This is a genomic window from Microbacterium sp. Root61 (genome assembly GCF_001427525.1).
In the GTDB taxonomy this organism is placed as follows: domain Bacteria; phylum Actinomycetota; class Actinomycetes; order Actinomycetales; family Microbacteriaceae; genus Microbacterium.
The window spans coordinates 834,467-860,196 of the sequence record NZ_LMGU01000001.1 but is presented as its reverse complement, the minus strand read 5'-3'; the positions used below and the strand labels follow the sequence as shown (position 1 = coordinate 860,196).

Sequence of the window (25,730 nt, the reverse complement as noted above, 5' to 3'; positions counted from 1 at the left end):
ATCCTGGTATACACCTGTAGGTGTCGCCTTCCCTACTCTCTTAAGCGATTTCGCCTTTTGAAATGTCAAGTCGGAAGGCTCGAAATTGCCAGCATTTCGGTGCAACGAAATTGCAGAGTGTGAACGGTGCGGCACTGTCAGCGAGGATTGACCTTCACCCGCGCGAGCCCTCTGCCCGTGTGCACGACGACGCTGAGCGTCTGTTTCACGTAGTCTCTGCGGCGCTCGATGGATAGAGCCTCCCACCACACTAGGAACCGCTCAAAGCTCTCGGCAGAGTCGCCCCATTCCTCCCGGAGCAGTCGCACCCAATCGGCTTCGAGTCCTCGGGCAAGGGCCGTTTTCAACTCGGCGTCAAGCTTGTCCGCTGCGTCTGCGAGGTCAGACAGTTGCGCCTGAATCGGCGTGGGGTCGAGACCTCGGGTAGCGAGCAGACCGGATAGCCGGGAGCGCTCAGCGGCGTTATCGGCGATTACGGAGCGGAGTGCGGCTGTATCAGTGCGCCCTTCGGGAGTCGGGTCGATCCACCCGCCCGACACAAGCCCATAGAGCTTCCCAATCACCAGACGCTCGGCTCCCTCTGTCGGGACGGCTGCGTGTGTGCTGCCCTCAACGCGGGGGTAGGGAGCCCCGCAACGGTAGTAGACCCGTCCAGCCATGCGCCCGGAACCGTGGAACGTCTTCATGAGTGCCCCGCAGACACACTCAGCCGCTCCGGTGAGGAAATGGCGCTGTGGCTTCACGCCGCGCGAGGTTGCCCGGGAATCGATCACCGCAGTCACAAGCTCAAGCTGATCCGGGGTGATGATCTGCGGGCCGTCCGTGCTGATCACCCGCGACTCGATGAGGGGGAGCCCCCGCAGTTTCCTATCCGTGTTCTTACGTCGATCCTCGGCGCTCAGATGCGTCATGATTCCGGCGTTGCGTTGCCTCCGGAGAATCTGCCTTACAGCGGGGTGAGTCCACTTAGCGGGCTCGCCGTCCTTCGCCTTCGATGTGGGGCGAACGCCCGAGTCATTCCAGCGACGCACAATCTCTCCGATTGATGCTCCGTTGATCACGTCAACCACGGCACCCCGGATCATCTGCGCCTCGGGCTCTCTAATGGTGAGGCGATCAAGCTCGAAGCCGAACGGACGATTGCCCAGGATCGGCTTGCCCGCATCGATCAGTTCTTGGTTCTTCCGCTTTTGGCGCGCTGACTTGCGATCAATCTCGGCGGTAGCAACGGCGGCCTTGATGCGGGCGTACATCTGCCCGCCGTCGGTGCCAAGATCCGCCTCTCCGTTGGCTGTAACGATGCGGAGCCCTTCACGCTTCGCAATGTCGATCCAATCCTCAAGCTCCCGGGGCTGTCGGGTGAGCCTGTCGAGGTCGTAGACGGCGATTGCATCGAAGCGTCCCGCCTCGAAGTCAGACCGCATCTGCTCGTACTCGGGGCGCTTCACGTCACGGAGGTAGGCGGATACCGTGTCGGAGTAGATGCGTGTGAGGCTCCACCCCTTTTGCTCAACCAGAGCGATACAGTCTCCGCGTTGCCGTTCGATGGCCAGCCCGTCCGCCTTCTTGTCCTCGGAGATGCGTAGATAGACAGCGGCTCGGAGCGGAGTCTCGATGTTCATAGGTCTAAAGCTAACTCCGGTGTCCCCGGGGCGGCGACGATTCACGCGAACTCGGCAAAGGAGGCACTGGCGAAGCTCGCCGCTCTGCCGCTCCTAGCCGGACGCAACATCGACAGTGGATTCGTGCTGCCGGCGGTCGCGGCATCCGTCGACCTCGTGGTGCACTGCGCGCGGGATGCGTCGGGCCGCCGCGGGGTCGTGGAAGTCGTGCGTCCGACCGGTCGCGTCGTGGAGGGCGCCGTCGACGCAGAGACCCTGTACGCCTGGGGTGCCACGTGATCTTCGTCTGGGGAGTGGTCTTGGCCGCAGGGTTGTTGCTGACGATCTCGCCCTGGGTATGGCCGACGCGGGCGCGCACCACGTCGCCGGAAGCGCCGGGCCACCTCGCCCGACTCCTCGCCGCAGCGGGACTCGGGCACGTGCCGGCCAGGGGACTGGGGGTCGCGAGCCTGGGGGCTGCGTTGCTCGCGGCAGCGGTGGCCTGGCTCCTGGTGCCGCTGCCGGTCGTGGCCGCGATGGCCGGTGTCGCGGGGGCGTGCCTTCCGGCGATGTGGCTGCGTGCGCGCGCAGCCCGGCTCCGGAAAGCCCGCCGCGGATTGTGGCCGGACGTCTGCGATCTGCTGATCGCGTCCGTGCGTGCGGGGATGGCACTGCCGGATGCGGTCGCGAGCCTTGCGGAGTCCGCACCGGCGGTGCTGCGCCCGTCGTTCGCGCAGTTCGCCCGCGATCTCGCGGCATCCGGGCATTTCGACTCCAGTGCGCTGCGTCTGAAGTCGATGCTCGCCGACCCGATCGCCGATCGCATCATCGAGACGCTGCGGATGGCGCGCCAGGTGGGCGGCACCGAGCTGACTTCCGTGCTGCGGGCGCTCTCCGGCTCGGTGCGCGCCGATGCCGCGCTGCGCGCCGAGGTGGAGGCGCGGCAGTCGTGGATCCGCGGGGCCGCGGTGCTCGGCGTGGTGGCACCGTGGGTGATCCTCGCCATGCTGGCGATGCGGCCCGAGGGCGCGCACGCCTACGGCAGTCCCGAAGGTGTTGCCCTGATCCTCGTCGGGGCGGTGGTCTCCTTCGTCGCCTATCGGATCATGATGCGGATCGGGCGGCTGCCGGAGCCTCGGCGGTGGTTCGGATGACGGGGCTCGCGCTCAGCCAGCTCGCCATGTCCGTCGTGCTCGGCGGAGCACTGGGCGTCGGCATCGCACTGCTCGTCTCGCGCGCGCCGCGCTGGGGTGCGCCGAGCCTGTCGCGTCGGATCGCCCCGTACATCCGCGACGTCACCGATCCGCGGGGCACGACCGCATGGGCGCTCGCCGACTCGGCCTTCGCGTTCGACGGGCTGTGGCGGAGTGCGCAGCAGCGCTTCAGCGCCCTGATCGGGGGATCGCAGACCATCGAGCGGCGCCTGCGCCAGGCGTGCTGGTCGCAGGACGTCGCCGCCTTCCGTGGGCGCCAGCTGGCGTGGGCCGTGGGCGGCGTGCTGATCGGCGGCATCCTCGTCGTCATCGGTGCGCTGCTGGGCGCGTTCACGCCGGGCGCGGCGCTCGTCCCCCCGATGCTCGGTGTCGCCGGAGCCGTCCTCGCCGATGTGCGCCTGACGCGGGCCGCGCGGGCACGTGTTGCCCGGATGGAGGAAGAGCTGCCGACCGTCCTCGAGTTCCTCGCGCTGTGCCTGTCGGCGGGTGAGGGCCTGCTCGACTCGCTGCGCCGCGTTGGCGAGGTCGCCGCGGGGGACCTGACGAGCGAACTGCGTGCCGTGGTGCTGGCGGTCGGCACCGGGTCACCCCTCGCGGAGTCGCTGTCGCGGTTCGCCGACAAGCTGCAGATTCCCGCCCTGTCGCGCAGCGTCGACCACCTCGTGGCCGCGATCGATCGGGGCGCCCCGCTCGCGCAGGTGCTGCAGGCGCAGGCCGTCGACGCCCGGGAGGACGCCAAGCGCGGTCTCATCGAACAGTCCGGGCGCAAAGAGATCTTGATGCTGGTGCCGTTGGTGTTCTTGATCCTCCCGCTCAGCATCCTGTTCGCAGTCTTTCCGGGCGTGTTCATGCTTCGGCTCGGAATCGGATGACCGTGCGCGGTCGTGAGGAGTAACCATGGTTCAGGAATTCACCCGACGTATCGCCGTCCGACTGCGCAGCGCGTGGGGAGATGCGCTCGAGGACGAGCGCGGAGACGTCCCCGGATGGGTGTTGATCACGCTCATGACCGCCGGACTTGTCGTCGTGATCTGGGCGCTCGCCGGGCCCGCCCTCGCGGGACTGTTCGAACAGGCGATCGAGCGGGTCTCCGGGTTCTGACGCATGCGCGCATTCCGTGAGCGGAGTCAGGACGAGACGGGCTCGAGCCCCGTCGAGTTCGTGCTGGTCGGCGCTCTCCTCACGGTGCTCACGCTCGGCGTGCTGCAGTTCGGCCTCGCGATCTACGTGCGCAACGTCGTGCATGACGCGGCGGTGGAGGGTGCGTTCCATGCGGCGCTCGCCGACACGACTCTCGCCCAGGGCGGTGCCCGCACGGAGGAGATCGTGACGAGGGCAGTCGGCGGCGAGTATGCGACGGACGTCGCCGTCCGTGAGGTGCCTGTGCCCGACGGGAGCGAGATCGAGGTGACGGTGCGCACCACCCTTCCGCTGGTGGGACTGCTCGGCGCACCCCGTGCGCTGGAGGTGAGTGCGCGTGCACCCGTCGAATCCCTCGAATGATCCGGACGACGCAGGGTCGGCCGCACTCGAATTCATCCTCGTCGGCCTGCTGCTGCTCGTCCCGATCGTCTACCTCATCGTGTCGCTCGGGCTGATCCAGGGGCAGTCGCTCGGAGTGGAAGCAGGCGCCCGGCACATCGCACGGGCGGTATCGCAGGCGCCGGATGCCGCCTCGGCTCGTGATCGTGCCGACCGGGTGTTGTCGACCGTCGTGGAAGAGTACGGGATCGATCCCGCCACCGTGGACTTCGCGCTCACGTGCCGCCCCGCCGGAGCGACCTGTCCCGAGGCCGGTGCGACGATCGTCGTGACCCTCCGCGCGCAGGTGGCGCTACCGCTGGTCCCGCCGGTGCTCGGCCTGGAACAGCTCGCGCGCATCCCGATCCAGGCGTCCGCTGCGCAGAAGACATCACGCTTCTGGGGGTCGGAATGAGTAGGTGGCGCCGGGCTCGCCCCGACGATGAGGATGGCAGTGTGCTGATCCTGACCCTCGGCTACGCGGTTCTCGCCCTTGTCGCGGTGCTCATCTGCGTCGACGCGACGAGCATGTATCTCGCGCAGAAGCGCCTGGATTCCCTGGCGGATGCGGCGGCGCTCGCCGGTGCAGACGGCTTCACCCTCACGCTCGACGACTCTGCCGAGCCGACCGCACTGCTCACCGACGACGGCGTCCATGCCCAGGCGGAAGCGCTCGTCGCGGATGTCGGGGGAGAGGCGGTGCTGGTCGCCGCCGACACGCCGGACGGCCTGTCCGCCCGCGTAACGGTGGCGGGCGCGTGGCATCCACCGGTCCTCACCATGTTCGTGCCGGACGGCGTCGCGCTGGAAGCGACCGCGACCAGCCGCACCGCGCTGCGCTGAGACCGCCTACGGCCCAGGTGTGGGGGGAACACTTGGGCCGTAGGTCAGTTCTTGCTGCTCAGTGCCGCGGGATCAGCACCACCGAGGCCCGCCACCGTGACCGGGTCCACCACCGTGACCGGGTCCGCCGCCGTGACCGGAGCCCTGCCCGGAGCCCTTCGCCGGAGCGATCTCCATCGCCCGCTCGATCTCCTGGCTGAATGTGTTGCCCGCGGCATCCTGTGCCGTGACTCGAAGGTCGACCCAGCCGCCCTTGTCGGCGACAGGCATTTGAGCGGTGAAGCCGCTGACGTAGGCGCGCGAAGTGATGAAGATGTCGTTCGGGTCGTTCTCGACCGGGCCCGTGGGGGCACCTGTGCGAGCCGACTTGAGCGTGATCGTCGTCCACGCGCCGCCTGCCATGCGCATCTCGAGAGTCGCGCCGGTGATCTTGCCGGCCGGCACCGTGCCGGCGACATGACCGAGCTCGAGGTCGAGCTCGACGGTCGCGCCCTTCTTGCGCTTTTCGCCGACGCGTCCGTCCTTCGCCTGGTCGACGTCGTAATAGGCCTGGATCATCGGCAGGAGCCGGTTCGTCCAGTCGTCGACCGCGCCCTCCGAGGTGAAGGTCCACTGCGAGACCGTCCTTGTCGACTGAGCGATGTGCGATCCGTCGTGGGTCGTCGTGCTGACGACCTTCCAGTTGCCCTTGCCGTCGGCGAGGTCGTACACGTTGGCGCCTTGGTACCGGCTCGACCCGGCGAGGACGCCGTCGATCCACACATCAGTGAGCTGCGTGACCGGTGCGTTCTCGGCGTACGTGTCGAAGGCACCCGTGTGCATCGCATCCCCGCCGTCGGCCCAGCCGGGGATGTTGATCTGCGCGTAGCCCGCTGCCCGGTATGGCACCCAGTAGCCGGGGCCGACATACGGTCGCACGATGCCGCCATAGTAGCTGGCCTCGGTGCGCCCGCCCGCCTCGTAGGAGCGGAGCGTGTCGCGCATCTCCCACATGCCGTCGAGGATCATGACGTCCTGGTTCCACAGCACCTGGTCGGTGTTGATCCATTCGGCGCGGGTAGAGCCGCGGAGGGCACGCATCGGGTAGCCGGAGCTGTAGCCGACGCCGGGCGCGAAGTCGGCGCGCCACTCACCCATTGCCTCCTTCTTGCCGACGTAGGTCGTGTCGATCCGAGCGAGGTTCTTCGGCGCGTAATTCAGGTCGGCCGGGATCTCGCCATCGCTGAACCGGGCGATGTCGTAGATCACGTCCGAGTACGGTGTGCCGACGGCATTGACCGTCACGGGCTTCTTGGCCATCGAGGCGAGAAGGGCACGTCCATCGATGCCGCTGACGCTCGCAACCGGAATCGAGACGTCGGCCTCGAAGTCCTCGGAACCGACCCATTCGGTGAGCTCACCATCCGCGTCGTTCGCGACGATGAGCAGTGTGACGCCCGCCGCGGCCGCGTTCGCCGCCCGCTGGGAGGCCGAGACCGAATCGGAGCGGGTGACGACCGCGACCTTGCCCTTCGCGTTCGCCTGGGCGAACTCGTCAGCGCTTCCCGTCCCGGCGTTGACGGCCGTTGCACTGACCTTGCCGTCGAGGAACGTCGAGCCTATCTGCGGAATGATGTCGAGCGACTTCTTGCCGGCGGCGACCGTGAGCATCGGTGTCATGAGGCGCCACCGGGTCGTGAAGTTGAACTCCGCGTCGAGGGGCTTCATCGGCTGCGCCCAGATTTCGTCGGTCAGTACCGGCATGATCGCACTCCCGCGAAGTCCGTTCGCCGTGAAGTCGACCCGGCGGAACGTCTCATCTAGACCGTTCTTGCCGACGTCGACGGTGATCTGCTTGGCCGTGCGTGCGTCCAGCGCGACCGACTCATTGTGGTCGAGCGCGATGTGCGGGTCCCCGACGAGCACGGATGCGTTCGTGTCCGGCGTGCGGTTCACGTCGAGGAACGACATGACCGAATAGTTGCCCGCCATGAGTCGGATGGTCGTCTCTCCGTCCACGGCGATCGGATCGACGATCTCGAGGTCGGAGTTCCACACCCACGCGTAGGTGAGCGTCGGGTCACCGTTGAAGTCCGTTGCGGTCATCGTGAGGTCGTACCGCTCCGCCTCGGCGATTGTGCCGAGAGCCGTGCGTGTCACCGGCACGCCATCGATCGAACCGACGAGCGCGCCCGACAACTGCGTTCCCGCGGGGACCTTCGAGGGATCGACCGTCATGTTGACGGTACGGGTCTCACCTGCCGGGATCGTGAGCGAATCGGCATCCGTCGTCAGCGCGTCGAACGCGGCCTCGACCGAGAGAGGCCCCGGTCCGCTGTCCCCGCCGCCTGGCGTGGTGTCGGCGAGCGTGGGCGCCAGGTCGAGAACGACCTCCGCATCGGTGCGGTTCGTGAACTCGACGGCGCGCTCGACGGGGGTCGGTTCTTCACCCCACATGAGCATTCCGAAGTCGCCGGAGCCCGAGGCGATGACGGGGGCGTCAATCGCGGAGGCGATGTTCACGACGCCGGTGCCGCCCTGGTAGGCGGTGTAGCCGACATCCGTGGTCGTGCTCACGAGTGCAGCCCGGAGCTGCGCCGCGGTGTACTCCGGATGCTGCTGCTTGACGATCGCGGCAGCACCGGCGACGTGGGGCGTCGCCATCGACGTGCCGCTCATCGTGATGTAGTCGCCCTCGCCGGCACTGTCCGCAGAGCGGGCAGCCGTGACCTCACTGCCGGGACCGGTGAGGTCGGGCTTGAGCGCGCCCGAGCGGGACAGCGGTCCCTGGCTCGAGAAATATGAGAGCGTACCGCTCGGGTCATCGACCGAGCCGACGGTGAGCGCCTGAGCGGCCGAACCGGGGGAGCCCACGGACTCCGGGGCGCCGTTGTTGCCGGCAGCCACGACGAACAGCGCGCCGGTGTCCGCGGCGATGGTGTTGAGTGACTCAGCCATGAGGTCCTTGCCGTCCGATGCGCCGTACGACCCCAGGCTCATCGACACGATCGGGGCGCGCTGGCCCGCCCACTCCATCGCCTCGATGATCCACGAGTCCTGGCCGGAGCCATCGGATCCGCCGAGTACCTTGCCGATGAGCAGGGTCGCGCCGTCCGCGACGCCACGGTGCGTTCCGCCGCTCGCGGCGCCCGTGCCCGCGACCGTCGATGCGACGTGTGTGCCGTGACCGTGCTGGTCGGTCGCGACGTCCTCACCCGGGACGAAGCTCATCGACTCACTCGAGATGTGGCCCTGCAGGTCGGGGTGGGTGTCATCGACGCCCGTGTCGAGCACGGCCACGGTGACGCCGTCGCCGGTGTAGCCCTTGGCCCAGGCCTCGGGCGCGTGGATGTAGGGCACGCTCGAGTCGAGGGTCGCCTTCACCTTTCCGTCGAGGTGGATGGCGGCGATGCCACCGCTCAGTGACGGCTCCGACGACAACGACCGCGCGGTCGGTGCAGTCAGCTCGTCCCACGCCGCCGCGGTATCAGCGTGTTCGAGCGTCGCCGCCGAAGCATCGATGCTGGGCAGTTCCGCCCTGACCTCGAAGCCGGGCAGCGGGGCCGAGTAGCTACGAACCGCCCCATCGGAGTGCTCGAGGATGATCGGTGTCGCAGCGACGGACGCGTCGTCGTAGCCGTACTCGATCAGCAACGACACATTGAACAGATCGGGGTCCAGCACGCCTGCCGCGATGTAGGGAGTGGCGCTGTCGGGTACGACATGCAGATCGCCCGCCGCTTCGTAGGTCTGGACACCGGCACCGGGCTTCGCGGCTTCGACTTCGACTTCATGCCTGCCCCCGGTGACGTCGGTGACCGTCACCTGATCACCGGTGATCAGGGTGACGATGTGCGAGCTGCCGCCAGTCGGGGCGACGGGAGGCGTCGCCGCAGAGGGGGAAGCGGCGGCGGACGCCGGCAGAGCGGACAAGCCGATGCCTGCGATCCCGATAGCGAGGCCGCTCGTGGCGGCGACGATCGAGCGCAGGCGACGGCCGGATGGCGTGTGTCGTGACATGCGGGGGGAACCTCTCTGGGGGAAGGGGATTGCAGAGAACCTCTCATGGCCTGAGGCGTATGGTTATGGCGAAGAAATGCCATGGCCGGGATCCGCCATGATTCCTGACGAGGGGGATCGCGTGCTCGAAGCGCTGGGTCTCGATGCGGCACACACCTCCGTCTACCGATCCGTGCTCGCCGTGCCCGCAGCATCCGCTAACGAAGTCGCGGTCGAGATCGGGATGCCGGTGGCCCGCGTCCGGGCCATCATCGACGAGCTAGAGCAGCTGGGTTTGCTCGCACGGCAGGCGTCCCAATCCGATCGAGTGGTGGCGTCGCCACCCTCGATCGCGCTCAAGCCGCTGCTGCTCGAGCGCGAGCGCGGCCTGACTCGCGCGCACGAGGCGCTCCTCGAGTTCTCCGAGCTGTATCGCGGTGCCGCAGAACAGCGGAACGCCGCCGATGTAGTGGATGTGATCCTCGGGACGGATGCCGTCCGTCAGCGGATCGGTCAGCTCCAGGCTGCCGCAACGCACGAGGTTCGCGTGCTGGTACTCAGCGACATCGCTGTTCTGTCCGGCGCCGAGAACGTCGAGGAGGACCGTGCGCTCGAACGTGGCGTTCGCTACCGCGTGATCGTGGAGAGCGGTGTCCTGGAAAGACCCGGCTTCCTGGACGTTGCGCGCGGCGTGGGCGAGCTCGGCGAAGAGATTCGCGTGCTTCCGACTCTGCCGACTCGCATGTTCGTCGCAGACGATGGCATGGCGCTGCTTCCGATGCGCTCGCACGGAGAGACCGGCTCCTCGGGCGCGCTACTGGTGCACCCCAGCGGGCTGCTCGATCTTGTCACGGCCATCTTCGAGGAGTACTGGAAGTCGGCGACGCGCCTGCTCCCCGAAGATCATGCCTTGCAGGACGGCGTCGACCGAGAGCTGCTCAAGCTCCTCCTGCTCGGGCTCACCGACGTCACGATCGCGGCGCAGCTTCGTATCTCTCTGCGGACCGTCCAGCGAAGAGTCGCCGAGCTGATGGGGAAGGCTGCCGTCACCACGCGCATCCAACTCGGCGCTGAGGCCGTGCGGCGCGGCTGGGTGTAGACCGCCCGAATTGAGAACGAGGCGGCGCACATCGCCATCGCCGCGTGAGCGATGAGCGATGCGCGCCACCTCGTGTAGACCGCACGGCCAGGGTGCGAGGGGTCACCGCGGCCGGGCGGACAGTGGTGCCGGGATCAGAAGTGCGTGCCGCCGTCGATGCGCACCTCGGTGCCGGTGATGAAGGCGCCGTCCACGCTCGCGAGCATGGCGACGACCCCGGCGACGGCCTCGGGGCCGGCGAAGCCCTGCTTGATCGCCGGAGCGAGCTTCATGAACAGGCTGAAGTCGGCGTCGGCGGGCAGGCCCGGACCCTGGCTCTGCTTGCTCTCGCCGCTGCCGTCGGTCATCCCGGACGAGATCGACCCCGGCTGCACCGAGTTGAAGCGAATGCCCTGCTTGGCGTACTCGGCTGCGAGTGCGTGGGTCATCGACTGCACCCCGCCCTTGCTGGCCGCGTAGGCCGCCATATACGGGTGCGCGAACGCGGCCGACGTCGAACTGAAGTTGACGACAGCCGAGTCGGTGCCCTCGAGGAGCGCGGGGATGGCCTCGCGGATCATCAGGAACGCGCCGACGAGGTTGACATTGATGACCTGCTGGAACTGCTCCAGTGTGGTCTCGTGCGTGTGCGACGAGCGCAGGATGCCGGCGGCGTTGACGAGCACGTCGAGCCCGCCGAGCGCGGCGACGGCGGTGGCGACGCCTTCGCGCACCGATGCCTCGTCGGCGATGTTCACCACGACAGTGGTGAGACGGTCGGCGGCGTCACCGGCTTTGCTCACGGTGTCGGCGAGACCGGCTTCGCTCACATCCGCGGCGACGACGGCGCCGCCCTCGGACAGGATGCGGAGCACGGTTGCTTGGCCGATGCCGGAGCCTCCGCCGGTGACGATGGCGCGGCGACCTTCATAGCGGTTCATGCGGGTGACCTTTCAGTTCTCGGGAGAGTTCTCTACACGTTACGCCTTAATGGCACAACGTGCCAGTATGGCGGCGAGCGTCACGGTTCGCGTACGCTTCCGAGCGTGAACGAGAAACCGCCGACGCTGACCGCACGCCGCAAAGCCGCGACCCAGCTCGAGCTGGCCCGCGCCGCGGCGCGTCTGTTCACCGAGCGCGGACCCGAGGCGACGACCGCCGAAGAGATCGCGGCCGCCGGGGGAGTCGCGCTGCGCACGTTCTACCGCTACTTCCGCACGAAGGAGGATGCGGTCGCCCCGCTTTTGACTGTCGGCGCCGAGCATTGGCGCGCGCTGCTCGCCGCATCCGATCGCTCCGTCGATCCGCTCCTCGCCATCGAGCACGCGATCGCCACGGCGCTCTCGCCCTCTGACGGGGAGGACCCGGGTGGCCCGGACGGCGTGCACTGGATGCGCGGGCTGCTGCGCGCCGGCGTCGACGATCCGGCCCTCATGAACGTCTGGTACCGCGTCAATCGTGAGTCCGAGAACCAGCTGCGCGGTGTGATCCTGGAGCTCGCGGGTTCATCCGGCGACGATCTCACCGCGCGTCTCGTCGCTGCGGCGGCGACCGACTCCATCCGCATCGCGTTCGAGGCGTGGGCCGAAACGGATGATCCGGACAAGGGTCCCGGTTCGCCCGTGGAGCGCGCGGTGCACAACTTCCGCCGCTTCTCCGCCGGCTTGGGCAACGGATAGCGCCTCAGCGCTGGCGCGGGACGTAGCGCGGGATGTAGACGAGCAGTCCGACGGCGCCGACGAGACCGATCACGCCGATCAGTCCGGTCGCGACCGACAGGGTCGAAACGGCGGTGACCGCCGCCACCAGCAACGGCGCGGAGGCGCCACCGGCGTCCGTCAGTGTGCGCCACGAACCGAGGAACGGCGCGGGATTCGCGGGCGGTGCGACGTCGGCACCGAGGGTCATCAGGATGCCGCTGGAGAGGCCGTTGCCGATCCCGACGACGACCGCGGCGGCGATGAACCACGTGACTGCGGAGTCCAGGTCGTGTGTGAACGCGAGGCCCACGAAGGCGAGGCCCATGAGCACCATCGACGGCAGCGCGGCCCACAGGCGGCCCCAGCGGTCCATGATCTGCCCCGATGTGTAGAACAGCCCGAACTCCAGGGCTCCGGTCAAGCCGATCGTGAGCGCGATGGCCTGGGCGTCCATGCCGATCGACACGCCCCACAGAGGCAGGAGGTAGACCCGCGCCTGGCGGATGGCGGACAGCGTCGCGGCCGAGAGGCCCAGCCGCGCCAGCAGTCCGCGGTAGGCCCACATCGTGCGGAACACGCCCTGCCGTTCGGCCGTCGGGATCGACCCGGTCACCGATTCGCCGGTGTCATCGGCGACGTCATCCTCGACGCGCGGCGCCGCGTTGCCCGGCATGAGTCCCTCGCGGGCGAGCTCCTCCTCGGGATCTCGACCCACGAGGACGAGGACGATGAGCACCACGAGGCATCCGACGAAGAACCACGGGATCGCCTGTTGGCCGGCGTTGGTCGCGAGCAGTGCGGCCGCGATGAACGGGCCGACGAAGAAGCCGAGCCGGAAGGATCCGCCGAGCACCGATAGTGCCCGCGCACGGAAGGAGAGGGGGACGCGTGTCGTCATGAACGCATGCCTCGCGAGTCCGAACGCCGACGCGCACAGGCCGATGCAGAACACCGCGACCGCCAGCGTGCCGATGTTCGGCGCGAAGACGACCCCCAAGCCGCCGAGGAGGGCGAGCGCACCCGCAATCGCCATGGTGTATCGCTCGCCGATGCGGGCCACGGCCCACCCGGCGGGGAGGTTGCCGATCAGCCGTGCCACCACGATCGCGGAGGCCACGAGTGCCGCTTCCGACACGCCCGCACCGAGATTGGTCGCCATGATCGGGAGGAGGGGGAGCAGTGCGCCCTCGCCGAGTCCGAACAGCAGAGTCGGACCGTAGATCATCGGGGCGAAGCGCCGCAGCATCTGCGATGTTCCGGCATCGAGCGATGGCGAAGGACCCCGGCTCATGGGGCGCTCTGCGAACAACGGTCGATGTGGATCACGGCTCCCCACGCTATCGCCACCCGCGGTGCGTCGGGCGCACTCTACGGATGCGGCATCCGCCGCAGGTGTTCAGCTGTCGTTGCGCACACGGGGCACGAACATGGGTACCCAGCGGGCGAAGGCGGCGGCGCCGAGCAGCCCGATGACGCCGACCATGCCGGTGGCGACCGAGAGGCTGGCCACAGCGGTGACACCGGCGACCAGCAGCGGGGTCACCGCACCGCCGAAGTCGGTCAGGGTGCGCCATGACCCGAGGAACGGCGCGGGGTCGTCCTGCGGCGCGATGTCGGCTCCGATGGTGAGCAGGATGCCGCTGGAGAGGCCGTTGCCCACGCCGAGGACGGCGGCGAACATCGCGAACCACATCTCCGGCGAGCTCAGGTCGTGCGTGAACGCGAGGGCGAGGAAGGCGGCGCCCATCAGGAGCATCGCCGGGAGAGCAGCCCATAGGCGGCCGAAGCGGTCCATCACCTGGCCGCTGGCGTAGAACAGGGCGAAGTCGATTGCGCCGGACACGCCCACGACGATCGCGATCGTCTGGGCGTCCAGGCCGATCGACACGCCCCACAGCGGGAGGACGAGGAATCGCGCGGAGCGGACGGCGGAAAGGGATGCCGCGGCGAGACCCAGCCGCGAGAGCACCCGGCGGTGGCGCCACATCGTACGGAACACGCCGGCCCGCTCGGCCGTCGGGATCGACCCGGTGACGGCCTCGCCGGTGTCCTCGACGTCCTCGAACCGTTCGACGGTGGGGGTGGGGAACTGTCGCTCCGGATCGGGACCGAAGAGCACGAGCAGCACCGTGGCCACGAGGCATCCGGCGAAGAACCAGATCGCAGCATGCTCGTCGTCGAACAGCGCGATCAGCGCGGCGGCGATGAACGGGCCGATGAACATGCCGAAGCGGAAGGTGCCGCCCAGCACCGACAGGGCGCGGGCGCGGAACGCCAGCGGCACGCGCGTCGTCATGAAGGAGTGGCGTGCGAGGCCGAACGCGGCGGCGCAGAAACCGATCAGGAACACCGCGGTCGCGAAGAGGCCGAGGCTGGGAGCAGCGAGCATCCCGATCACGCCGAGCAGGGATGCGCAGCCCGCCACAGCCATCGTCAGGCGCTCACCGATCCGCGACACGGCCCAGCCCGCGGGGATGTTGCCGCACAGTTGCCCGACGACGAGCGCTGACGCCACCAGGGCAGCGGTGGCGATGTCAGCGCCGAGCTTCGACGCGATGATGGGGATCAGCGGAATGACCGCGCCCTCGCCCAGGGCGAAGAGCACGGTCGGGCCGTAGATCATCGGACCGAAGCGCAACAGGACAGAAGAGGCGCGGTCGGTCACCTCATCCACGTTAGTCTGGACTGTCATGCTCGACTTCGATCTTTCCGCCGATATACAGGCCCTCCGCTCGACCTTCGCCGACATCAAGGCGGTGGTCGATGTCGACGCGCTCACGGCCGAGATCGCCCGCCTCAGCGAGGAGGCCGGGGCGCCCGACCTCTGGGACGACACGGAGAAGGCGCAGAAGGTCACCAGCGCCCTGAGTCACCGTCAGACCGAGCTGGCGCGCATCACGAGCATCGAGCGGCGCCTGGACGACCTCGATGTGCTCGTCGAGCTCGCCAACGAGATGGACGACGAGGATTCCGCCGACGAGGCCCGCAAGGAGCTCGCCGAGCTGGAAGACATCATCGGTCAGCTCGAAGTGCAGACCCTGCTCGACGGCGAGTACGACGATCGCCCCGCGGTGGTCACCATCCGCGCAGGTGCCGGTGGAGTGGATGCCTCGGACTTCGCCGAGATGCTGCTGCGCATGTACCTGCGGTGGGCCGAGCAGCACAAGTATCCGGTCAAGATCATGGACTCGTCCTACGCCGAAGAAGCGGGCATCAAGTCCGCGACCTTCGAGGTCGACGCCCCATACGCCTTCGGCACGCTCAGCGTCGAAGCCGGCACGCACCGCCTCGTGCGGATGAGCCCGTTCAACTCCGCCGGCAAGCGCCAGACCTCGTTCGCCGCGGTCGAGGTCATCCCGCTGTTGGATGAGGCCGTCGAGGTCGAGATCCCCGAGAACGACCTGCGCGTCGACGTCTTCCGCTCCTCCGGCCCCGGCGGCCAGTCGGTCAACACGACCGACTCCGCGGTACGCCTGACGCACCTTCCCACCGGCACCGTCGTGTCGATGCAGAACGAGAAGTCGCAGATCCAGAACCGCGCCGCCGCCATGCGCGTGCTGCAGTCCCGCCTCCTCATCCTCCAGAAGGAGCAGGAAGCGGCGATCAAGAAGGACCTCGCCGGTGTGATCACCGCCAGCTGGGGCGACCAGATGCGGTCGTACGTGCTCGCGCCGTACCAGATGGTCAAGGACCTGCGCACGGACTACGAGGTCAACAACCCCTCGGCTGTGTTCGACGGTGACCTGGACGGCTTCATCGCCGCCGGCATCAAGTGGCGCAAGCGTCCCACCGACGACTGAGCACGTCTCCGCGACCGCTCGCGGAAATCGCGACGAATGGATGCCGCATCCGCGGGTGTCGCTCGGGACCAGCGCCGCTGACGCGCCTAGGCTCGTTAGGCCATGATCAGGTTCGAGAACGTCACGAAGCGCTATCGCGGCACCGCGAAGCCTGCCCTCAATGATGTGGACTTCGAGGTGCAACGCGGGGAGTTCGTCTTCCTGGTCGGCGCCTCCGGCTCGGGGAAGTCGTCGTGTCTGCGGCTCATCCTGCGCGAGGACACCCCGACCGACGGCCGCGTCGTCGTGCTCGGGCGCGACCTGCGCACGCTGCCCAACCGCAAGGTGCCGTATTTCCGCCGCCACATCGGCGCGGTCTTCCAGGACTTCCGGCTGCTGCCCAACAAGACGGTCTTCCAGAACGTCGCGTTCACGCTCCAGGTGATCGGCTCCTCCAGCGGATTCATCAAGCAGGCGGTGCCCGAGGTCCTGGCGCTGGTCGGGCTCGCCGGCAAGGAGAAGCGGTTCCCGCACGAACTCTCCGGTGGTGAGCAGCAGCGCGTCGCGATCGCCCGCGCGCTGGCGAACCGGCCCCAGGTGCTGCTCGCCGACGAGCCCACCGGAAACCTCGACCCCGCGACATCCGTCGACATCATGCAGCTGCTCGCTCGCATCAACGCCGGTGGCACGACCGTGGTCATGGCCACGCACGAGGCCGGCTTCGTCGACCAGATGCAGCGCCGTGTGATCGAGCTGCGCAACGGCGAGATGCTGCGCGACGAACGCCACGGCGGCTATGGCGACACGTCCGGCCTGCCGAGCCTCGCGCCCGAGCCCGAGCGGGGGGCGGCGGCGATCGCCGCGCTCACCGCAGTGCTCGAGGTGCAGCGCGAGGTCAGCGCGGCCGGCTACGTCGAGCCTGACACCGTGGAGGCCGCGGTCGAGGCTGCCGAGGAGGCGGTCGAGGTCGTCGTCCACGACGAGCCGACCCCAGATGCTGCACCCGCCGTCCCCGCCTACGCCGCTCCGGTCGCGCCTCAGCAGGTCGCGCCGAGGCAGGCCGCGCCGGCACCGGCCGACCCGGACCCGGAGCCCGAACCGCCGACCGAGACCGCCGCCAAGCCCGCGCCCGAACCCGCGCGCCCCGCGACGCAGCCCGTCGCGATCATCGACATCCCGGAGGTCGAGATCGCGGATCTCGGTGTGGCCGACCGGCTCGGACTGGGGCTCGGCGAGACCGACCCCGACGACGAAGTGGGGCCGACCTCATGAGGGCCGGACTGATTCTCTCGGAGGCGTTCTCCGGCCTCCGCCGCAACATCTCGATGGTGATCTCGGTCGTGCTCGTCACCTTCGTCTCGCTCACCTTCGTGGGCGCCGCGATGCTGATGCAGATGCAGATCGGCACCATGCGCGACTACTGGGTCGACCGCGCGCAGGTCGCCGTGTACATGTGCACCGACGGTTCTCGGGCGTCCACCTGCACCGAGGGCCTCGCGACCGAAGCGCAGGTCGACGAGGTGCGCCAGAAGCTCGAGGGCCCGGCGCTCTCGGCGCTCATCCGCGACGTGACCTACCAGGATCAGGACGCGGCGTTCGCCGAAGCGCTCCGGCTGCTGCCCGAGGACTACGCCGAGTTCCTCACCGCCGATCAGTTCCCCGCGACCTTCTCCATCAACCTGATCGACCAATCCCAGTCCGATGTCATCATCGAGGCGTTCAAGGGGCAGACCGGGGTCGAGCAGGTCAAGGACCAGCTGCAATATCTCGAACCGCTCTTCTCGGCCCTCACCGTAGCGACGTATGTCGCGGTCGGCATCGCCGGACTGATGCTGATCGCGGCGGTGCTGCTGATCGCAACGACGATCCGATTGTCGGCGTATGCGCGCAGGCGGGAGATCGGCATCATGCGCCTGGTCGGAGCATCCAACCGCTTCATCCAGACCCCGTTCATCCTGGAGGGCGTGTTCGCGGCGCTGATCGGCTCGCTGCTGGCCAGCGGCGCGATCGTCGCCGGGATCCACTTCGGTGTCGACGGATACCTGCGCGAACGCATCGGCTTCGTCACGACCTGGGTCGGCCTGTCCGACGCATGGCTCGTCATCCCGGTCGTGATCGGCATAGGAATCGTCCTCGCCGCCTTGTCGGCGGGCTTCGCCATCCGGCGCTGGCTGCGCGCCTGATTCGGCGCGGATCGCAAGCCTGAGCCGCGGCGTGCCCACGCTCGTTGTATGCTGGTGGGCTGTCGTGCACCCGCACGACGTCGAGTACAGGAGTCACCATGCCTAGGGAACGCGGCGAAAAGGTCATCGCGACCAACCGTCGCGCGCGCCACGAGTACAACATCGAGAAGACTTACGAAGCCGGACTCGTTCTGACCGGCACCGAGGTCAAGTCGCTGCGTCAGGGACGCGCGAACCTGTCGGACGGGTACGCGTTCATCGATGGGGGAGAGGCCTGGCTGGACGCCGTGCACATCCCCGAGTACTCGCAGGGACACTGGACGAACCACTCGACCAAGCGCGTGCGCAAGCTCCTCCTGCACAAGGACGAGATCATCAAGCTCTCGCACGCCACCTCCGCGGGCGGCTACACGCTGATCCCGCTGAAGCTGTACTTCTCGGACGGCCACGCGAAGGTCGAGATCGCGATCGCCAAGGGCAAGCACGAGTGGGACAAGCGCCAGACGCTGCGCGAGCGTCAGGACAAGCGCGAGGCCGAACGTGCCATGCGCTCCCGCAACCGGATGGGCGACTAGCGCCGAAGCCTCAGAGGGACGGATGCCGCAGCATCCGTCCCTCTGGCGTTGATACTCGGGCCGCCGCGGTGTGCGCGGCGACCCGAGAGCGTGATCAGTCCGAACCGGCCTCGACGTAGCTCAGGTCGTTGACCGAGAGCACGGTCCAGGTGCCGTTCTTGTACTCGAGCTTGCTGACGGACGCGTTGCCGATGCCCGTCGTGATGCCGCTGAGGTCGGCTCCCATGGCGGTGAGGTCCGTCATGATCGTGATGCCGCTGGAGACGACGAGGACGTTGCCGCCGCCCTTCTTGGCCTGCGCCGCGGCGATCTCGTTCAGGGCCGCCATGCTGCGGGCGCCGACCTGCTCGAACGACTCGGCGATGAGCGTGGGGGCGTTCGGGTCCTTCGCCTGGGCAGCCGCGTTGGCCGCGTCGTTGGCGGGGATGATCGCCGCGAACAGATTCAGGGGGTTCCTCGGGTCTCCGACGACGTACGGCCCTGCGGCAGCAAACACCTCGGCCTGGGTTGCGCCTTCGAACCGGCCGAAGGCGATCTCGCGGAGTCGCTCGTCGCGGACGGCTTCGCCCTTGTAGCCCAGCTCTTCGAGCACGGTCGAGGCGGTCGAGAAGTGGCGCAGCATGTCGGCCGAGTAGGCGGATTTGAACTTCACTCCGGCTTCCGCGAGGCCCTTTCCGAGGTGCTCGGCGACGACCGTGCCTTCCTCGGTGAGGGGTGCGTCCGACCAACCCTGCATGCGCTGGGTCGCGTTGAGCCAGGTCTCACCATGACGAGTGAGGTAGACGGTCACCGTGGCGTTCTTGCCGGGCTTGTCGTTCTTGTCGTTCTTGTGGGCGACCGACGATGCGGCGGCGTCGCCGTTGAGCGAGCCGAGGGCGGCCATGGGCGATGAGACACCGGTTGCCGAGATGAGAGCGCCGACGGCGATGACGCCGGCGATTGCCGTGCGGAGAATGCGTGAAGACGACATTGTCTGCGATTCCTTTCGAAAATCGAACGTGAGTTGGTTTTCGCAGACTATCGGAATTCCTGAACCGGTTGGTAACAATTCATTCTCGGGATGAGGGATCTCTCGACTAGCCTCGAAGGGAGAAGGAGTGCTGTGACGATCGCATCGATCACCGAGTTCAGCGCCGGCGCGCGGCCGACACGGCAGGCGCGCTCGGCTGCCACGCGCCGACGGATCCTCGACGCCGCGATCGACGCCTTCACGGTCGACGGCATCGGCGCAGTGTCGCTACGCGATATCGCGGCGCGCGCCGGGGTGACCCATCCCGGTCTGCTGCGGCACTACTCGTCGAAGGACGCACTGCTCGGGGCGGTGGTCGAACGCCTCGATCAGACCAACGCCGACTGGCTCGCCCATGAACTTGGCCCGCAGGATGTGCTCGGGTTCGCCTCGCTCGCACGGCACAACGCCGCGTCGCCGGGCTACCTGGAGCTGTACACCGCGCTCTCGGGTGAGGCCACCAGCGCGACGCATCCGGCGCACGCCCACATGCGCGAACGTTACGCGCGCGTCCGGTCCGCCATCAGTCAGCAGCTTGCGACCGTATCGGTACGTCCGGGCATCGAGCCGCATGTGCACGCCACACTCGCGATCGCCGGATGGGACGGCATGCAGCTGCAGGAGCGCTACGCGCCGGACGAGATCGACCTCGTCGCCTACGTCGGCCGGCAGGAGCAGTGGCTCCTCGGACGCAGCATCCCCCTGGATCCGGACGAGCACACCGCGCCTTCGGAGCGGCTTGACGATCTCGAAGCGGAGATCGTCGAAGAGCCCGACCTGTCCGGCGGCGCCAGCGCACGGAAGGAGCTGATCGTCTCGAGCGCCACCGAACTGTTCGCCCGAGACGGCTTCCACGGCACAAGTCTGCGCGACATCGCGGAGCGCAGCGGCATCTCCAAGTCCACGCTGCTGCACCACATCGGCTCGAAGGACCAGCTCCTGATCGCGGTCCTGCACCGGCGCGACCGTCTGACGACCGCGGAGCACCTGATGCCGCGCGGCGCCGCAGTCGACCGCTTGTATGCGCTGGCCGACAGTGCGGAGCACACGGGGCGCGGCGCGCCGGGGCTCATCGAGCTGTACGCGGTGCTGTCGTGCGAGGGGTCCATCCCCGGGCATCCCGCGCACGACTTCTTCGCTCGACGCTTCCGCGTGGGGCGACGCTACTTCACGACCCTGTTCCGCACCCTGCGGGACGAAGGCTCGCTCCGACCCGACCGTGAGCCGCGCCACGAGGCGGCGTGGCTGATGGCGACGTGGGACGGCCTGCAGATCCAATGGCTGTACGACCCGTCCATCGACGTCGCGCAGCATCTGCGGGCGCATTTCGCCGACCTGCTCGAACCGCGATAGCCCGCGTCGTTCATGGTGGGGAGAGCGGATGCCGCGGCATCCGCCTCCCGCATCGTCAATGCGCGACGAACCGTGCCTCGACGGCCGCGGTGACGGTGATGTCTTCGGGCTGGAGCTGAACCGAGGGTCCGCCGCCGGTGGAGTCGGCCATGGCGAAGGCGGCGCGCATCATCTTCGGCTGCGGCCCGCCGGGGGCGGGCTCGTTGCGCGTGAGGAGCCCGAGATCGGCGATCTCGAGCGGCGTGACCGCGGTGAGTCCGATCGCGCCGGCGTACGCGGTCGCGCGCATGACGGCGACAGTGACGGCTTCGGCGGCGACATCACGTTCGACGTCGGCCCGCGTCGCCGGGGTGAGGCGCCACTCGATCCAGGCGATCTGCACGCCGTCCTTGTCGGCGAGCTCGGAGACCCACCACGAAAGCACGGTGAAGTCGTCGAAGGTGACGAGGTACTCGACAGAGGCGTGGTGCACGGGGGAGAGCTGCTTGCCCTCGGCGTTCCACGGGCGGTCCGACCAGATCGACACGCGCTGGCTCGACCATTCGACGACGGTGCCCGCGGCGTCGCGGGCGGTGAGATCGTCGCGCAGGGGAGCGGCGAGGGCGGCGATGCGCTCGACGACTCCGCCGCGCTCGGGTCCTTCGACGCGCAGCGTGAGGTGCACAACGCCCTGTTCGGGCGCGATCCGGGTCTCGTGCTCGCCACGGACGGTGATGATGACTTCGCTCATGAGGCGAGCATATGGGCGGGCGAGGACAGCTGTGCGGGTTCCGGCGGCACTGTGGGCGGTCTGTCAGCGGATGCCGCGCCCTAGGCTGGTGAGCGGTTCGCGCGCAGCGAGCCGGACGACGAACGGGAGCTCGACATGCCGCACATCCAGATCGCGATCGCCGAAGGCCGCACCGACGACCAGCTGCGGGCACTCGTCACCGAGCTCACCGACGCCACCGTGCGCGCGATCGGCTCGAACCCCGAGGCCGTCAGCATCGTCATCACCCAGGTCCCCGGCACGCACTGGGCCAACGGTGGCGTGACGCTCGCCGACAAGAAGGCAGCCCGCGAGGCCGCCGCGAGCTGACTCAGTCGGCGTCGGTCGGCGCCTTGATGTAGCCGTCCACCTCGGCCTTGCTCATGCCCCAACGGACGTCTTCGATGCCGAAGTAGTACGTCGTACCCCAGCCCTCGTCGTCGGCCCAGCCCGCGTCGCTCCTCACTGCCATGTAGACGCCGTCGGGCGTCTCGATGCGGATGAAGCTCTGCTCCTCGAGCTTAAGCATGGCGGCGACCGCGTTCTCGGGATCGATGGGGGCCCACGCCAGGTCGATGATGTTGTCGGTCGCGAGGTCAGGGCTCGCACCCCAGCGGCATACGATCGCGCCCTCGGGGCTGCCGTTCGGGAACTCGTCGAAGGGACGTGCGCCGATCTCCGCGTCCTGGGTCTCCCACGAGATCCAGCCGTTGGACGCCATGGCCGATCGGAGCGCGGCCGTCGACGTGTTCTCGCACGTTGCGGCCACGACCGCGGGAGGAGTGTATGTCGGAGCCGGGGTGGCGGACGCGGAGGGGGTTGCGGTGGGCGAGGTGGTGCGCGTGGGCTCGGCCTCCGCTTCGGGTGGCTGCGGTGCGAACACGTTCGCGACGATCACCAAGACGGCGACGAGGACGGCAACGGCTCCGGCGATCGCCCACAGGCGCTTGGTCGACATCCCTCGAGGCTATCTGCGGATTACCCGTGATCCCGGCATCCGCAGCGGTGTGGAATGGCCGTGGCGCGGCATCCGTTGTAGTCTGTAATGCTCGGGTACGCCCGAGTACAACTCCACAGTGTGACAGCGGTCCCTTCGCAAGGAGGATCCATGGGGATGATCGGTTTCGACATCGCCTGTGAATCTGCGAGAAGCGGGCCGAGGATGCAGGGTTATCTCGTAAACGATCTCTGCAAAACTATAATTGCCGATGCAAATCGCAATGATTTCGCCCTCGCTGCATAAGCGAGCCTGAAATCCGTGAGACCGTAGGCGTTCCCGCTACGGACCCTCGCGTCATCTAGGGGACTTGCTGCGTGACGGCGTCTTGGACGTCACGCGGGACTCTTCCCAGACTGGGCTTGTCGACTTAGATGCCTGTGGCAAATGTCGGAGCCGAGTAGAACGCCTTCACAGGATGCGCCCGGAGAAGACGCAGAGACTCAGCGATGGACGGGGGTTCGATTCCCCCCATCTCCACCAACGACCGTTGTCACAGAACAAGGCCCTGAGAGCCGCGTAACTACGCGGATTTCGGGGCCTTTGTTCGTTGTTCGCGAGATGGCTCGAAACAAGCCCCCGTTAACTCTCGTCCGCGAACTTCCCACCGACGGTTCGGTCCATGGCGTCCGCGAGCGCGTAGATCACCGGCCAGGCGCCTTCGGAGCTGTTGCCGAGGACGGTCACCGTGGTGCGCGTCTCCGGGACGTGCGTGGATCGGAATGATGCGCCGGCGTCGTAGCCCTCCAGGATCAGCGACGAGTTGCGGCGGCCGAGCCACAAGCCCATCCCGTACCGCTTGTGCTCTGACGGCACGTCGAAGCGGGGACGAATCATCTCTGCGAGTGTGCCAGGCGAGACGATCCGGCCGTCCAGCAATGCGTTCCAGAACCGGTGCAAGTCGTCGGCGGTGAAGTACATCCCGCCGTCGCCGTTGCCCCGTACCGGGAGGTGCAGCACGTTAGTGCGGTTGCCCTCCTCGTCCAAGTAGCCGAGCGCGGCATCCCCAGGGAGGTCATCGGAGCGGAGGAATGCGGAGCTGGTGAGTCCCGCCCGGTCGCAGACTTCTGTCTGGACCAGTTCATGAAAACCGCGGCCGCTTACGCGCTCGGCGACGAGCGCGAGCACCACGTACCCGCCGTTGCAGTAGGAGAATCGCTCTCCGGGCGGGAACTTCTGCGGGAACCCGTCGAGGGCGGGCAGGAAGGCCTCGGTCTCTGCGAGCACATGCAGCGGCAACGAGAAGATGTAATCGTCGATCTCCCCGTCGCCTTCCTCGTCAAGGTAGTCGCCGATGCCAGAGGTGTGGGTGAGCAGGTGCTCGATCGTGACCGCGTCGTCGATCAGGGGCAGGTCGTCGCCGAGGATTGGACGCACGAGGTCCTTGAGGCCGAGCTTGCCGATCTCGACGAGCCGCATGATCACGAGCGCGGTGAAGCCCTTGTTGCCGCTTGCGGCCGAGATGCGGGTGCTCGGGGTGTTTGGAACTCCGAGGGCGCGGTTCGCGAGCCCTTCGCAGCGCTCGAGCGTGCGCTCGTCGCCGACATCGACGGTGAGCACGCCGGTGAACGACTCCGCTTCGATAGCGGCGTCAAGCGCCTCGGGGGTGATGGGTATGGTCATGGTGGCGACTCCGTAGGGGAGCGGAAACGGGGGCGATAACTCTTGAAGATCGTGTCCTAGAACCGAATCGAGACCCAGCGGCATCCTTCCATGACTCGTCTTCCTCCCCTCTCCCCGCAAGACGCAGAGCGCAAGCAATGTTCTACACCCCCACAATCGAGCACACCAGTCGGGAGGTACTGACGCTGGTGGTCGATGTCGTGGAGGCTTCGTCCATTACATGGGTCGGCGAACGCGACAGCCGAGTCGCGCAAGCGGATCCGCGGTTGTGACGTGGTTGCGTCTGTAGCTATGCGGCGCTTGGACGCGCGCCTAGAGGTGCCGCATTCGCTGAGGCCCACGCGATGGCGCGTTCGATCTCACCGTCAAGGAGCGGGCCTTCGTACCCGTGCACTCTGAAGGTCTCCTGGACCGCGGAGGTGTCGAAGCCGAGGTCGTGCAGTTCATGTCGAGCGGCTTTCGCTGCAGATCCGGGAAGCCGGGGCTGGTCGACTCGAGTGTCGAAAACCAGGGCGGGGATTCTCACGGCTGGCCGCTGAAGGTCTGCCAGCCATTCCCGGACGCCTTTGACCGGTTCGTGGGGTGCGGAGCGGGACTTCACCGCGTCTGCTCTCGTTGACGGGCGTGACATCGAGAACGCATGCGTCGGCGCACCGACGACAAGGAGTTCGTAGGCATCCGTCGACGACGGCGCAGCATCCGAATCGAAGACGGCGACCGTGCCGTGCGATGCGAGTGCATCCGCGATCGCGCGGGCAACCTTTTCGGTGTTGCCCCACAGGCTTTCATAGACGACTAGTGCGCTCATGGGCTCCTCGTTCAGAACGATCGGCGATAGCGGACCTGTCGCAACCATATGCCCGCCGTCATTGCACGACTAGTGGCGCGCGTTCGCGAATCACTCCAGCGACGCGACGGAGGCGCACAGCACCCCCCCCGACGACCGCGACCGGGTACGCCTCGGGCCTCAGCGGTCGCACAAAGCGAGGTCGGTCTCGGCGAGCGGTTTCCCCTCGGGGATCACATAAGTGACCCACAGCACGACATCGGAATCGCCCTCATTCCGACCTTCGTGGGGATAGCCGGCGCCTTCGATGATCGAATCGCCATCGCGATAAACACGGACACCGCCCGGATGCGTATCGGAGTAGTGGGTCAACTCGCCCTCCGCGACGACTGCAATGAGCTGCCCATAGTGGCAGTGCTCGCCTGTTGATGCTCCCGGCTCGATCGTGATCTCGCGGAAGGTGACGCCGACGCCCTCGACCCCGCCGTCCACGGCGACCTGCACAGGCTCGTCCTGATCACCCTCAGCGAGGTCGACCGCACGGACCGGAGACGAGGTCTCCGTGGGAGTCGGCGCCGCGGCGGGCGCCGCGGCGCTGCACCCGGACACCACCGGCGCCACGCCGATGGTGATCGCGATGATCAGGGAACGCGCGAGGGAATGAGGGATGTGTGACATCGGCGAGTCTCGCTTCAGGGAGTGGAGCACGGGAATCAAGGTCTGTGAGATGGACGATAGCGC

General features: G+C 67.8%; 25 protein-coding genes, 1 other RNA gene and 1 pseudogene. 16 read left to right on the top strand and 11 right to left on the bottom strand.

Annotated features, from left to right (window positions below; all coding sequences use genetic code 11):
* Positions 1-137: 137 nt before the first annotated feature.
* A complete protein-coding gene (locus tag ASD65_RS19130; protein ID WP_056218943.1) occupies positions 138-1,622 on the bottom strand; it encodes a recombinase family protein in 1,485 nt (494 codons plus the stop codon).
* A 123-nt stretch (positions 1,623-1,745) separates the two neighbouring features.
* Here ASD65_RS19130 and ASD65_RS19300 point away from each other — a divergent pair, with 123 nt between their 5' ends.
* Genes ASD65_RS19300 through ASD65_RS04185 form a run of 7 tightly spaced genes read left to right on the top strand, consistent with a single transcriptional unit; the run spans position 1,746 to position 5,179 of the window.
* Complete coding sequence (locus ASD65_RS19300) at positions 1,746-1,901, top strand: hypothetical protein (RefSeq protein ID WP_235566600.1); 156 nt, start codon at positions 1,746-1,748, stop codon at positions 1,899-1,901.
* A complete protein-coding gene (locus ASD65_RS04210) occupies positions 1,898-2,755 on the top strand; it encodes a type II secretion system F family protein (protein ID WP_056218939.1) in 858 nt (285 codons plus the stop codon). Before ASD65_RS19300 ends, ASD65_RS04210 begins: the two co-directional genes overlap by 4 nt.
* A complete protein-coding gene (locus ASD65_RS04205) occupies positions 2,752-3,687 on the top strand; it encodes a type II secretion system F family protein (protein ID WP_056218937.1) in 936 nt (311 codons plus the stop codon). Before ASD65_RS04210 ends, ASD65_RS04205 begins: the two co-directional genes overlap by 4 nt.
* Positions 3,688-3,712: 25 nt before the next feature.
* Complete coding sequence (locus tag ASD65_RS04200) at positions 3,713-3,916, top strand: hypothetical protein (protein WP_056218934.1); 204 nt, start codon at positions 3,713-3,715, stop codon at positions 3,914-3,916.
* A 3-nt stretch (positions 3,917-3,919) separates the two neighbouring features.
* Positions 3,920-4,318 (top strand): TadE/TadG family type IV pilus assembly protein, encoded by a 399-nt coding sequence (locus tag ASD65_RS04195; RefSeq protein ID WP_056218931.1) that lies wholly within the window; start codon positions 3,920-3,922, stop codon positions 4,316-4,318.
* Positions 4,293-4,751 (top strand): TadE/TadG family type IV pilus assembly protein, encoded by a 459-nt coding sequence (locus ASD65_RS04190; RefSeq protein WP_235566599.1) that lies wholly within the window; start codon positions 4,293-4,295, stop codon positions 4,749-4,751. The genes ASD65_RS04195 and ASD65_RS04190 overlap by 26 nt, the downstream gene beginning before the upstream one ends.
* On the top strand, positions 4,748-5,179 hold the full coding sequence (locus ASD65_RS04185) for a pilus assembly protein TadG-related protein (protein WP_056218926.1): 432 nt from the start codon (positions 4,748-4,750) through the stop codon (positions 5,177-5,179). The genes ASD65_RS04190 and ASD65_RS04185 overlap by 4 nt, the downstream gene beginning before the upstream one ends.
* Before the next feature lie 72 nt (positions 5,180-5,251).
* Here the strand turns inward: ASD65_RS04185 and ASD65_RS04180 are convergent, their stop codons facing one another.
* Positions 5,252-9,178, bottom strand: a complete 3,927-nt coding sequence (locus ASD65_RS04180) for a S8 family peptidase (protein ID WP_056218922.1) — start codon at positions 9,176-9,178, stop codon at positions 5,252-5,254.
* Between the two features lie 97 nt (positions 9,179-9,275).
* Between ASD65_RS04180 and ASD65_RS04175 the strand changes: the two genes are divergently transcribed.
* A complete protein-coding gene (locus tag ASD65_RS04175) occupies positions 9,276-10,256 on the top strand; it encodes a helix-turn-helix domain-containing protein (protein WP_235566598.1) in 981 nt (326 codons plus the stop codon).
* 134 nt (positions 10,257-10,390) lie between these two features.
* Here the strand turns inward: ASD65_RS04175 and ASD65_RS04170 are convergent, their stop codons facing one another.
* Positions 10,391-11,176, bottom strand: a complete 786-nt coding sequence (locus tag ASD65_RS04170; RefSeq protein WP_056218920.1) for an SDR family NAD(P)-dependent oxidoreductase — start codon at positions 11,174-11,176, stop codon at positions 10,391-10,393.
* 105 nt (positions 11,177-11,281) lie between these two features.
* Between ASD65_RS04170 and ASD65_RS04165 the strand changes: the two genes are divergently transcribed.
* Positions 11,282-11,914 carry a TetR family transcriptional regulator gene (locus ASD65_RS04165; protein ID WP_056218917.1) on the top strand — a complete coding sequence of 211 codons (633 nt, stop codon included), beginning with the start codon at positions 11,282-11,284 and terminating at the stop codon, positions 11,912-11,914.
* 4 nt (positions 11,915-11,918) lie between these two features.
* On the opposite strand, the gene ASD65_RS04160 is transcribed toward ASD65_RS04165, so the two are convergent.
* Both ASD65_RS04160 and ASD65_RS04155 read right to left on the bottom strand, forming a co-directional pair.
* Positions 11,919-13,226 (bottom strand): MFS transporter, encoded by a 1,308-nt coding sequence (locus tag ASD65_RS04160; RefSeq protein WP_235566597.1) that lies wholly within the window; start codon positions 13,224-13,226, stop codon positions 11,919-11,921.
* 105 nt (positions 13,227-13,331) lie between these two features.
* The gene (locus ASD65_RS04155; RefSeq protein WP_156378776.1) at positions 13,332-14,627 is read right to left on the bottom strand and encodes an MFS transporter; all 1,296 of its coding nucleotides are present in this window, start codon (positions 14,625-14,627) and stop codon (positions 13,332-13,334) included.
* Between ASD65_RS04155 and prfB the strand changes: the two genes are divergently transcribed.
* The 4 genes from prfB (at position 14,626) to smpB (ending at position 18,472) form a co-directional block, all read left to right on the top strand.
* The gene (prfB, locus tag ASD65_RS04150; RefSeq protein ID WP_056218912.1) at positions 14,626-15,735 is read left to right on the top strand and encodes a peptide chain release factor 2; all 1,110 of its coding nucleotides are present in this window, start codon (positions 14,626-14,628) and stop codon (positions 15,733-15,735) included. The two genes, ASD65_RS04155 and prfB, sit on opposite strands and share 2 nt — an antisense overlap.
* 102 nt (positions 15,736-15,837) lie before the next feature.
* The gene (gene ftsE / locus ASD65_RS04145; RefSeq protein WP_056218909.1) at positions 15,838-16,986 is read left to right on the top strand and encodes a cell division ATP-binding protein FtsE; all 1,149 of its coding nucleotides are present in this window, start codon (positions 15,838-15,840) and stop codon (positions 16,984-16,986) included.
* Positions 16,983-17,897: a permease-like cell division protein FtsX gene (gene ftsX / locus ASD65_RS04140; RefSeq protein WP_056218905.1), complete on the top strand. Its 915-nt coding sequence runs from the start codon at positions 16,983-16,985 to the stop codon at positions 17,895-17,897. The genes ftsE and ftsX overlap by 4 nt, the downstream gene beginning before the upstream one ends.
* Before the next feature lie 98 nt (positions 17,898-17,995).
* The gene (gene smpB, locus ASD65_RS04135; protein WP_056218903.1) at positions 17,996-18,472 is read left to right on the top strand and encodes an SsrA-binding protein SmpB; all 477 of its coding nucleotides are present in this window, start codon (positions 17,996-17,998) and stop codon (positions 18,470-18,472) included.
* A 94-nt stretch (positions 18,473-18,566) separates the two neighbouring features.
* Here smpB and ASD65_RS04130 read toward each other — a convergent pair whose 3' ends face one another.
* Positions 18,567-19,442, bottom strand: coding sequence for a histidine phosphatase family protein (locus ASD65_RS04130; protein WP_056218900.1), 876 nt, complete (start codon positions 19,440-19,442; stop codon positions 18,567-18,569).
* 132 nt (positions 19,443-19,574) lie between these two features.
* Between ASD65_RS04130 and ASD65_RS04125 the strand changes: the two genes are divergently transcribed.
* Positions 19,575-20,834, top strand: a complete 1,260-nt coding sequence (locus tag ASD65_RS04125) for a TetR/AcrR family transcriptional regulator (RefSeq protein WP_056218897.1) — start codon at positions 19,575-19,577, stop codon at positions 20,832-20,834.
* 55 nt (positions 20,835-20,889) lie between these two features.
* On the opposite strand, the gene ASD65_RS04120 is transcribed toward ASD65_RS04125, so the two are convergent.
* Entirely contained in the window at positions 20,890-21,564 is a 675-nt protein-coding gene (locus ASD65_RS04120) for an SIMPL domain-containing protein (RefSeq protein WP_056218896.1), read from the bottom strand.
* Positions 21,565-21,696: 132 nt separating this feature from the next.
* Here ASD65_RS04120 and ASD65_RS04115 point away from each other — a divergent pair.
* Positions 21,697-21,912, top strand: a pseudogene (locus tag ASD65_RS04115) (tautomerase family protein); the annotation flags it as partial.
* A gap of 1 nt (position 21,913) precedes the next feature.
* Here ASD65_RS04115 and ASD65_RS04110 read toward each other — a convergent pair.
* Entirely contained in the window at positions 21,914-22,540 is a 627-nt protein-coding gene (locus ASD65_RS04110) for a hypothetical protein (protein ID WP_056218890.1), read from the bottom strand.
* 152 nt (positions 22,541-22,692) lie between these two features.
* On the opposite strand from ASD65_RS04110, the gene ssrA reads away from it, so the two are divergent.
* Positions 22,693-23,062: a transfer-messenger RNA gene (ssrA, locus tag ASD65_RS18680) on the top strand.
* 99 nt (positions 23,063-23,161) lie between these two features.
* Here the strand turns inward: ssrA and ASD65_RS04105 are convergent.
* The 3 genes from ASD65_RS04105 to ASD65_RS04095 form a co-directional block, all read right to left on the bottom strand.
* Positions 23,162-24,202 carry a serine hydrolase domain-containing protein gene (locus tag ASD65_RS04105; protein ID WP_056218888.1) on the bottom strand — a complete coding sequence of 347 codons (1,041 nt, stop codon included), beginning with the start codon at positions 24,200-24,202 and terminating at the stop codon, positions 23,162-23,164.
* A 289-nt stretch (positions 24,203-24,491) separates the two neighbouring features.
* Positions 24,492-25,010, bottom strand: coding sequence for a flavodoxin family protein (locus ASD65_RS04100; protein ID WP_056218885.1), 519 nt, complete (start codon positions 25,008-25,010; stop codon positions 24,492-24,494).
* Positions 25,011-25,169: 159 nt separating this feature from the next.
* A complete protein-coding gene (locus ASD65_RS04095) occupies positions 25,170-25,667 on the bottom strand; it encodes a cupin domain-containing protein (RefSeq protein WP_082561859.1) in 498 nt (165 codons plus the stop codon).
* Positions 25,668-25,730: the final 63 nt, after the last annotated feature.

Excerpts from the sequence above, each read along its gene's own strand:
- prfB (WP_056218912.1), top strand. The coding sequence starts at position 14,626 with ATGCTCGACTTCGATCTTTCCGCCGATATACAGGCCCTCCGCTCGACC.
- ASD65_RS04200 (WP_056218934.1), top strand. The coding sequence starts at position 3,713 with ATGGTTCAGGAATTCACCCGACGTATCGCCGTCCGACTGCGCAGCGCG.
- ASD65_RS04180 (WP_056218922.1), bottom strand. The coding sequence starts at position 9,178 with ATGTCACGACACACGCCATCCGGCCGTCGCCTGCGCTCGATCGTCGCC.
- ASD65_RS04100 (WP_056218885.1), bottom strand. The coding sequence starts at position 25,010 with ATGAGCGCACTAGTCGTCTATGAAAGCCTGTGGGGCAACACCGAAAAG.
- ASD65_RS04175 (WP_235566598.1), top strand. The coding sequence starts at position 9,276 with ATGATTCCTGACGAGGGGGATCGCGTGCTCGAAGCGCTGGGTCTCGAT.
- ftsX (WP_056218905.1), top strand. The coding sequence starts at position 16,983 with ATGAGGGCCGGACTGATTCTCTCGGAGGCGTTCTCCGGCCTCCGCCGC.
- ASD65_RS04160 (WP_235566597.1), bottom strand. The coding sequence starts at position 13,226 with ATGAGCCGGGGTCCTTCGCCATCGCTCGATGCCGGAACATCGCAGATG.
- ASD65_RS04155 (WP_156378776.1), bottom strand. The coding sequence starts at position 14,627 with ATGACAGTCCAGACTAACGTGGATGAGGTGACCGACCGCGCCTCTTCT.
- ASD65_RS04195 (WP_056218931.1), top strand. The coding sequence starts at position 3,920 with ATGCGCGCATTCCGTGAGCGGAGTCAGGACGAGACGGGCTCGAGCCCC.
- ASD65_RS04105 (WP_056218888.1), bottom strand. The coding sequence starts at position 24,202 with ATGACCATACCCATCACCCCCGAGGCGCTTGACGCCGCTATCGAAGCG.
- ASD65_RS04170 (WP_056218920.1), bottom strand. The coding sequence starts at position 11,176 with ATGAACCGCTATGAAGGTCGCCGCGCCATCGTCACCGGCGGAGGCTCC.
- ASD65_RS04120 (WP_056218896.1), bottom strand. The coding sequence starts at position 21,564 with ATGAGCGAAGTCATCATCACCGTCCGTGGCGAGCACGAGACCCGGATC.
- ftsE (WP_056218909.1), top strand. The coding sequence starts at position 15,838 with ATGATCAGGTTCGAGAACGTCACGAAGCGCTATCGCGGCACCGCGAAG.
- smpB (WP_056218903.1), top strand. The coding sequence starts at position 17,996 with ATGCCTAGGGAACGCGGCGAAAAGGTCATCGCGACCAACCGTCGCGCG.
- ASD65_RS04095 (WP_082561859.1), bottom strand. The coding sequence starts at position 25,667 with ATGTCACACATCCCTCATTCCCTCGCGCGTTCCCTGATCATCGCGATC.
- ASD65_RS04130 (WP_056218900.1), bottom strand. The coding sequence starts at position 19,442 with ATGTCGTCTTCACGCATTCTCCGCACGGCAATCGCCGGCGTCATCGCC.
- ASD65_RS04185 (WP_056218926.1), top strand. The coding sequence starts at position 4,748 with ATGAGTAGGTGGCGCCGGGCTCGCCCCGACGATGAGGATGGCAGTGTG.
- ASD65_RS19130 (WP_056218943.1), bottom strand. The coding sequence starts at position 1,622 with ATGAACATCGAGACTCCGCTCCGAGCCGCTGTCTATCTACGCATCTCC.
- ASD65_RS04110 (WP_056218890.1), bottom strand. The coding sequence starts at position 22,540 with ATGTCGACCAAGCGCCTGTGGGCGATCGCCGGAGCCGTTGCCGTCCTC.
- ASD65_RS04205 (WP_056218937.1), top strand. The coding sequence starts at position 2,752 with ATGACGGGGCTCGCGCTCAGCCAGCTCGCCATGTCCGTCGTGCTCGGC.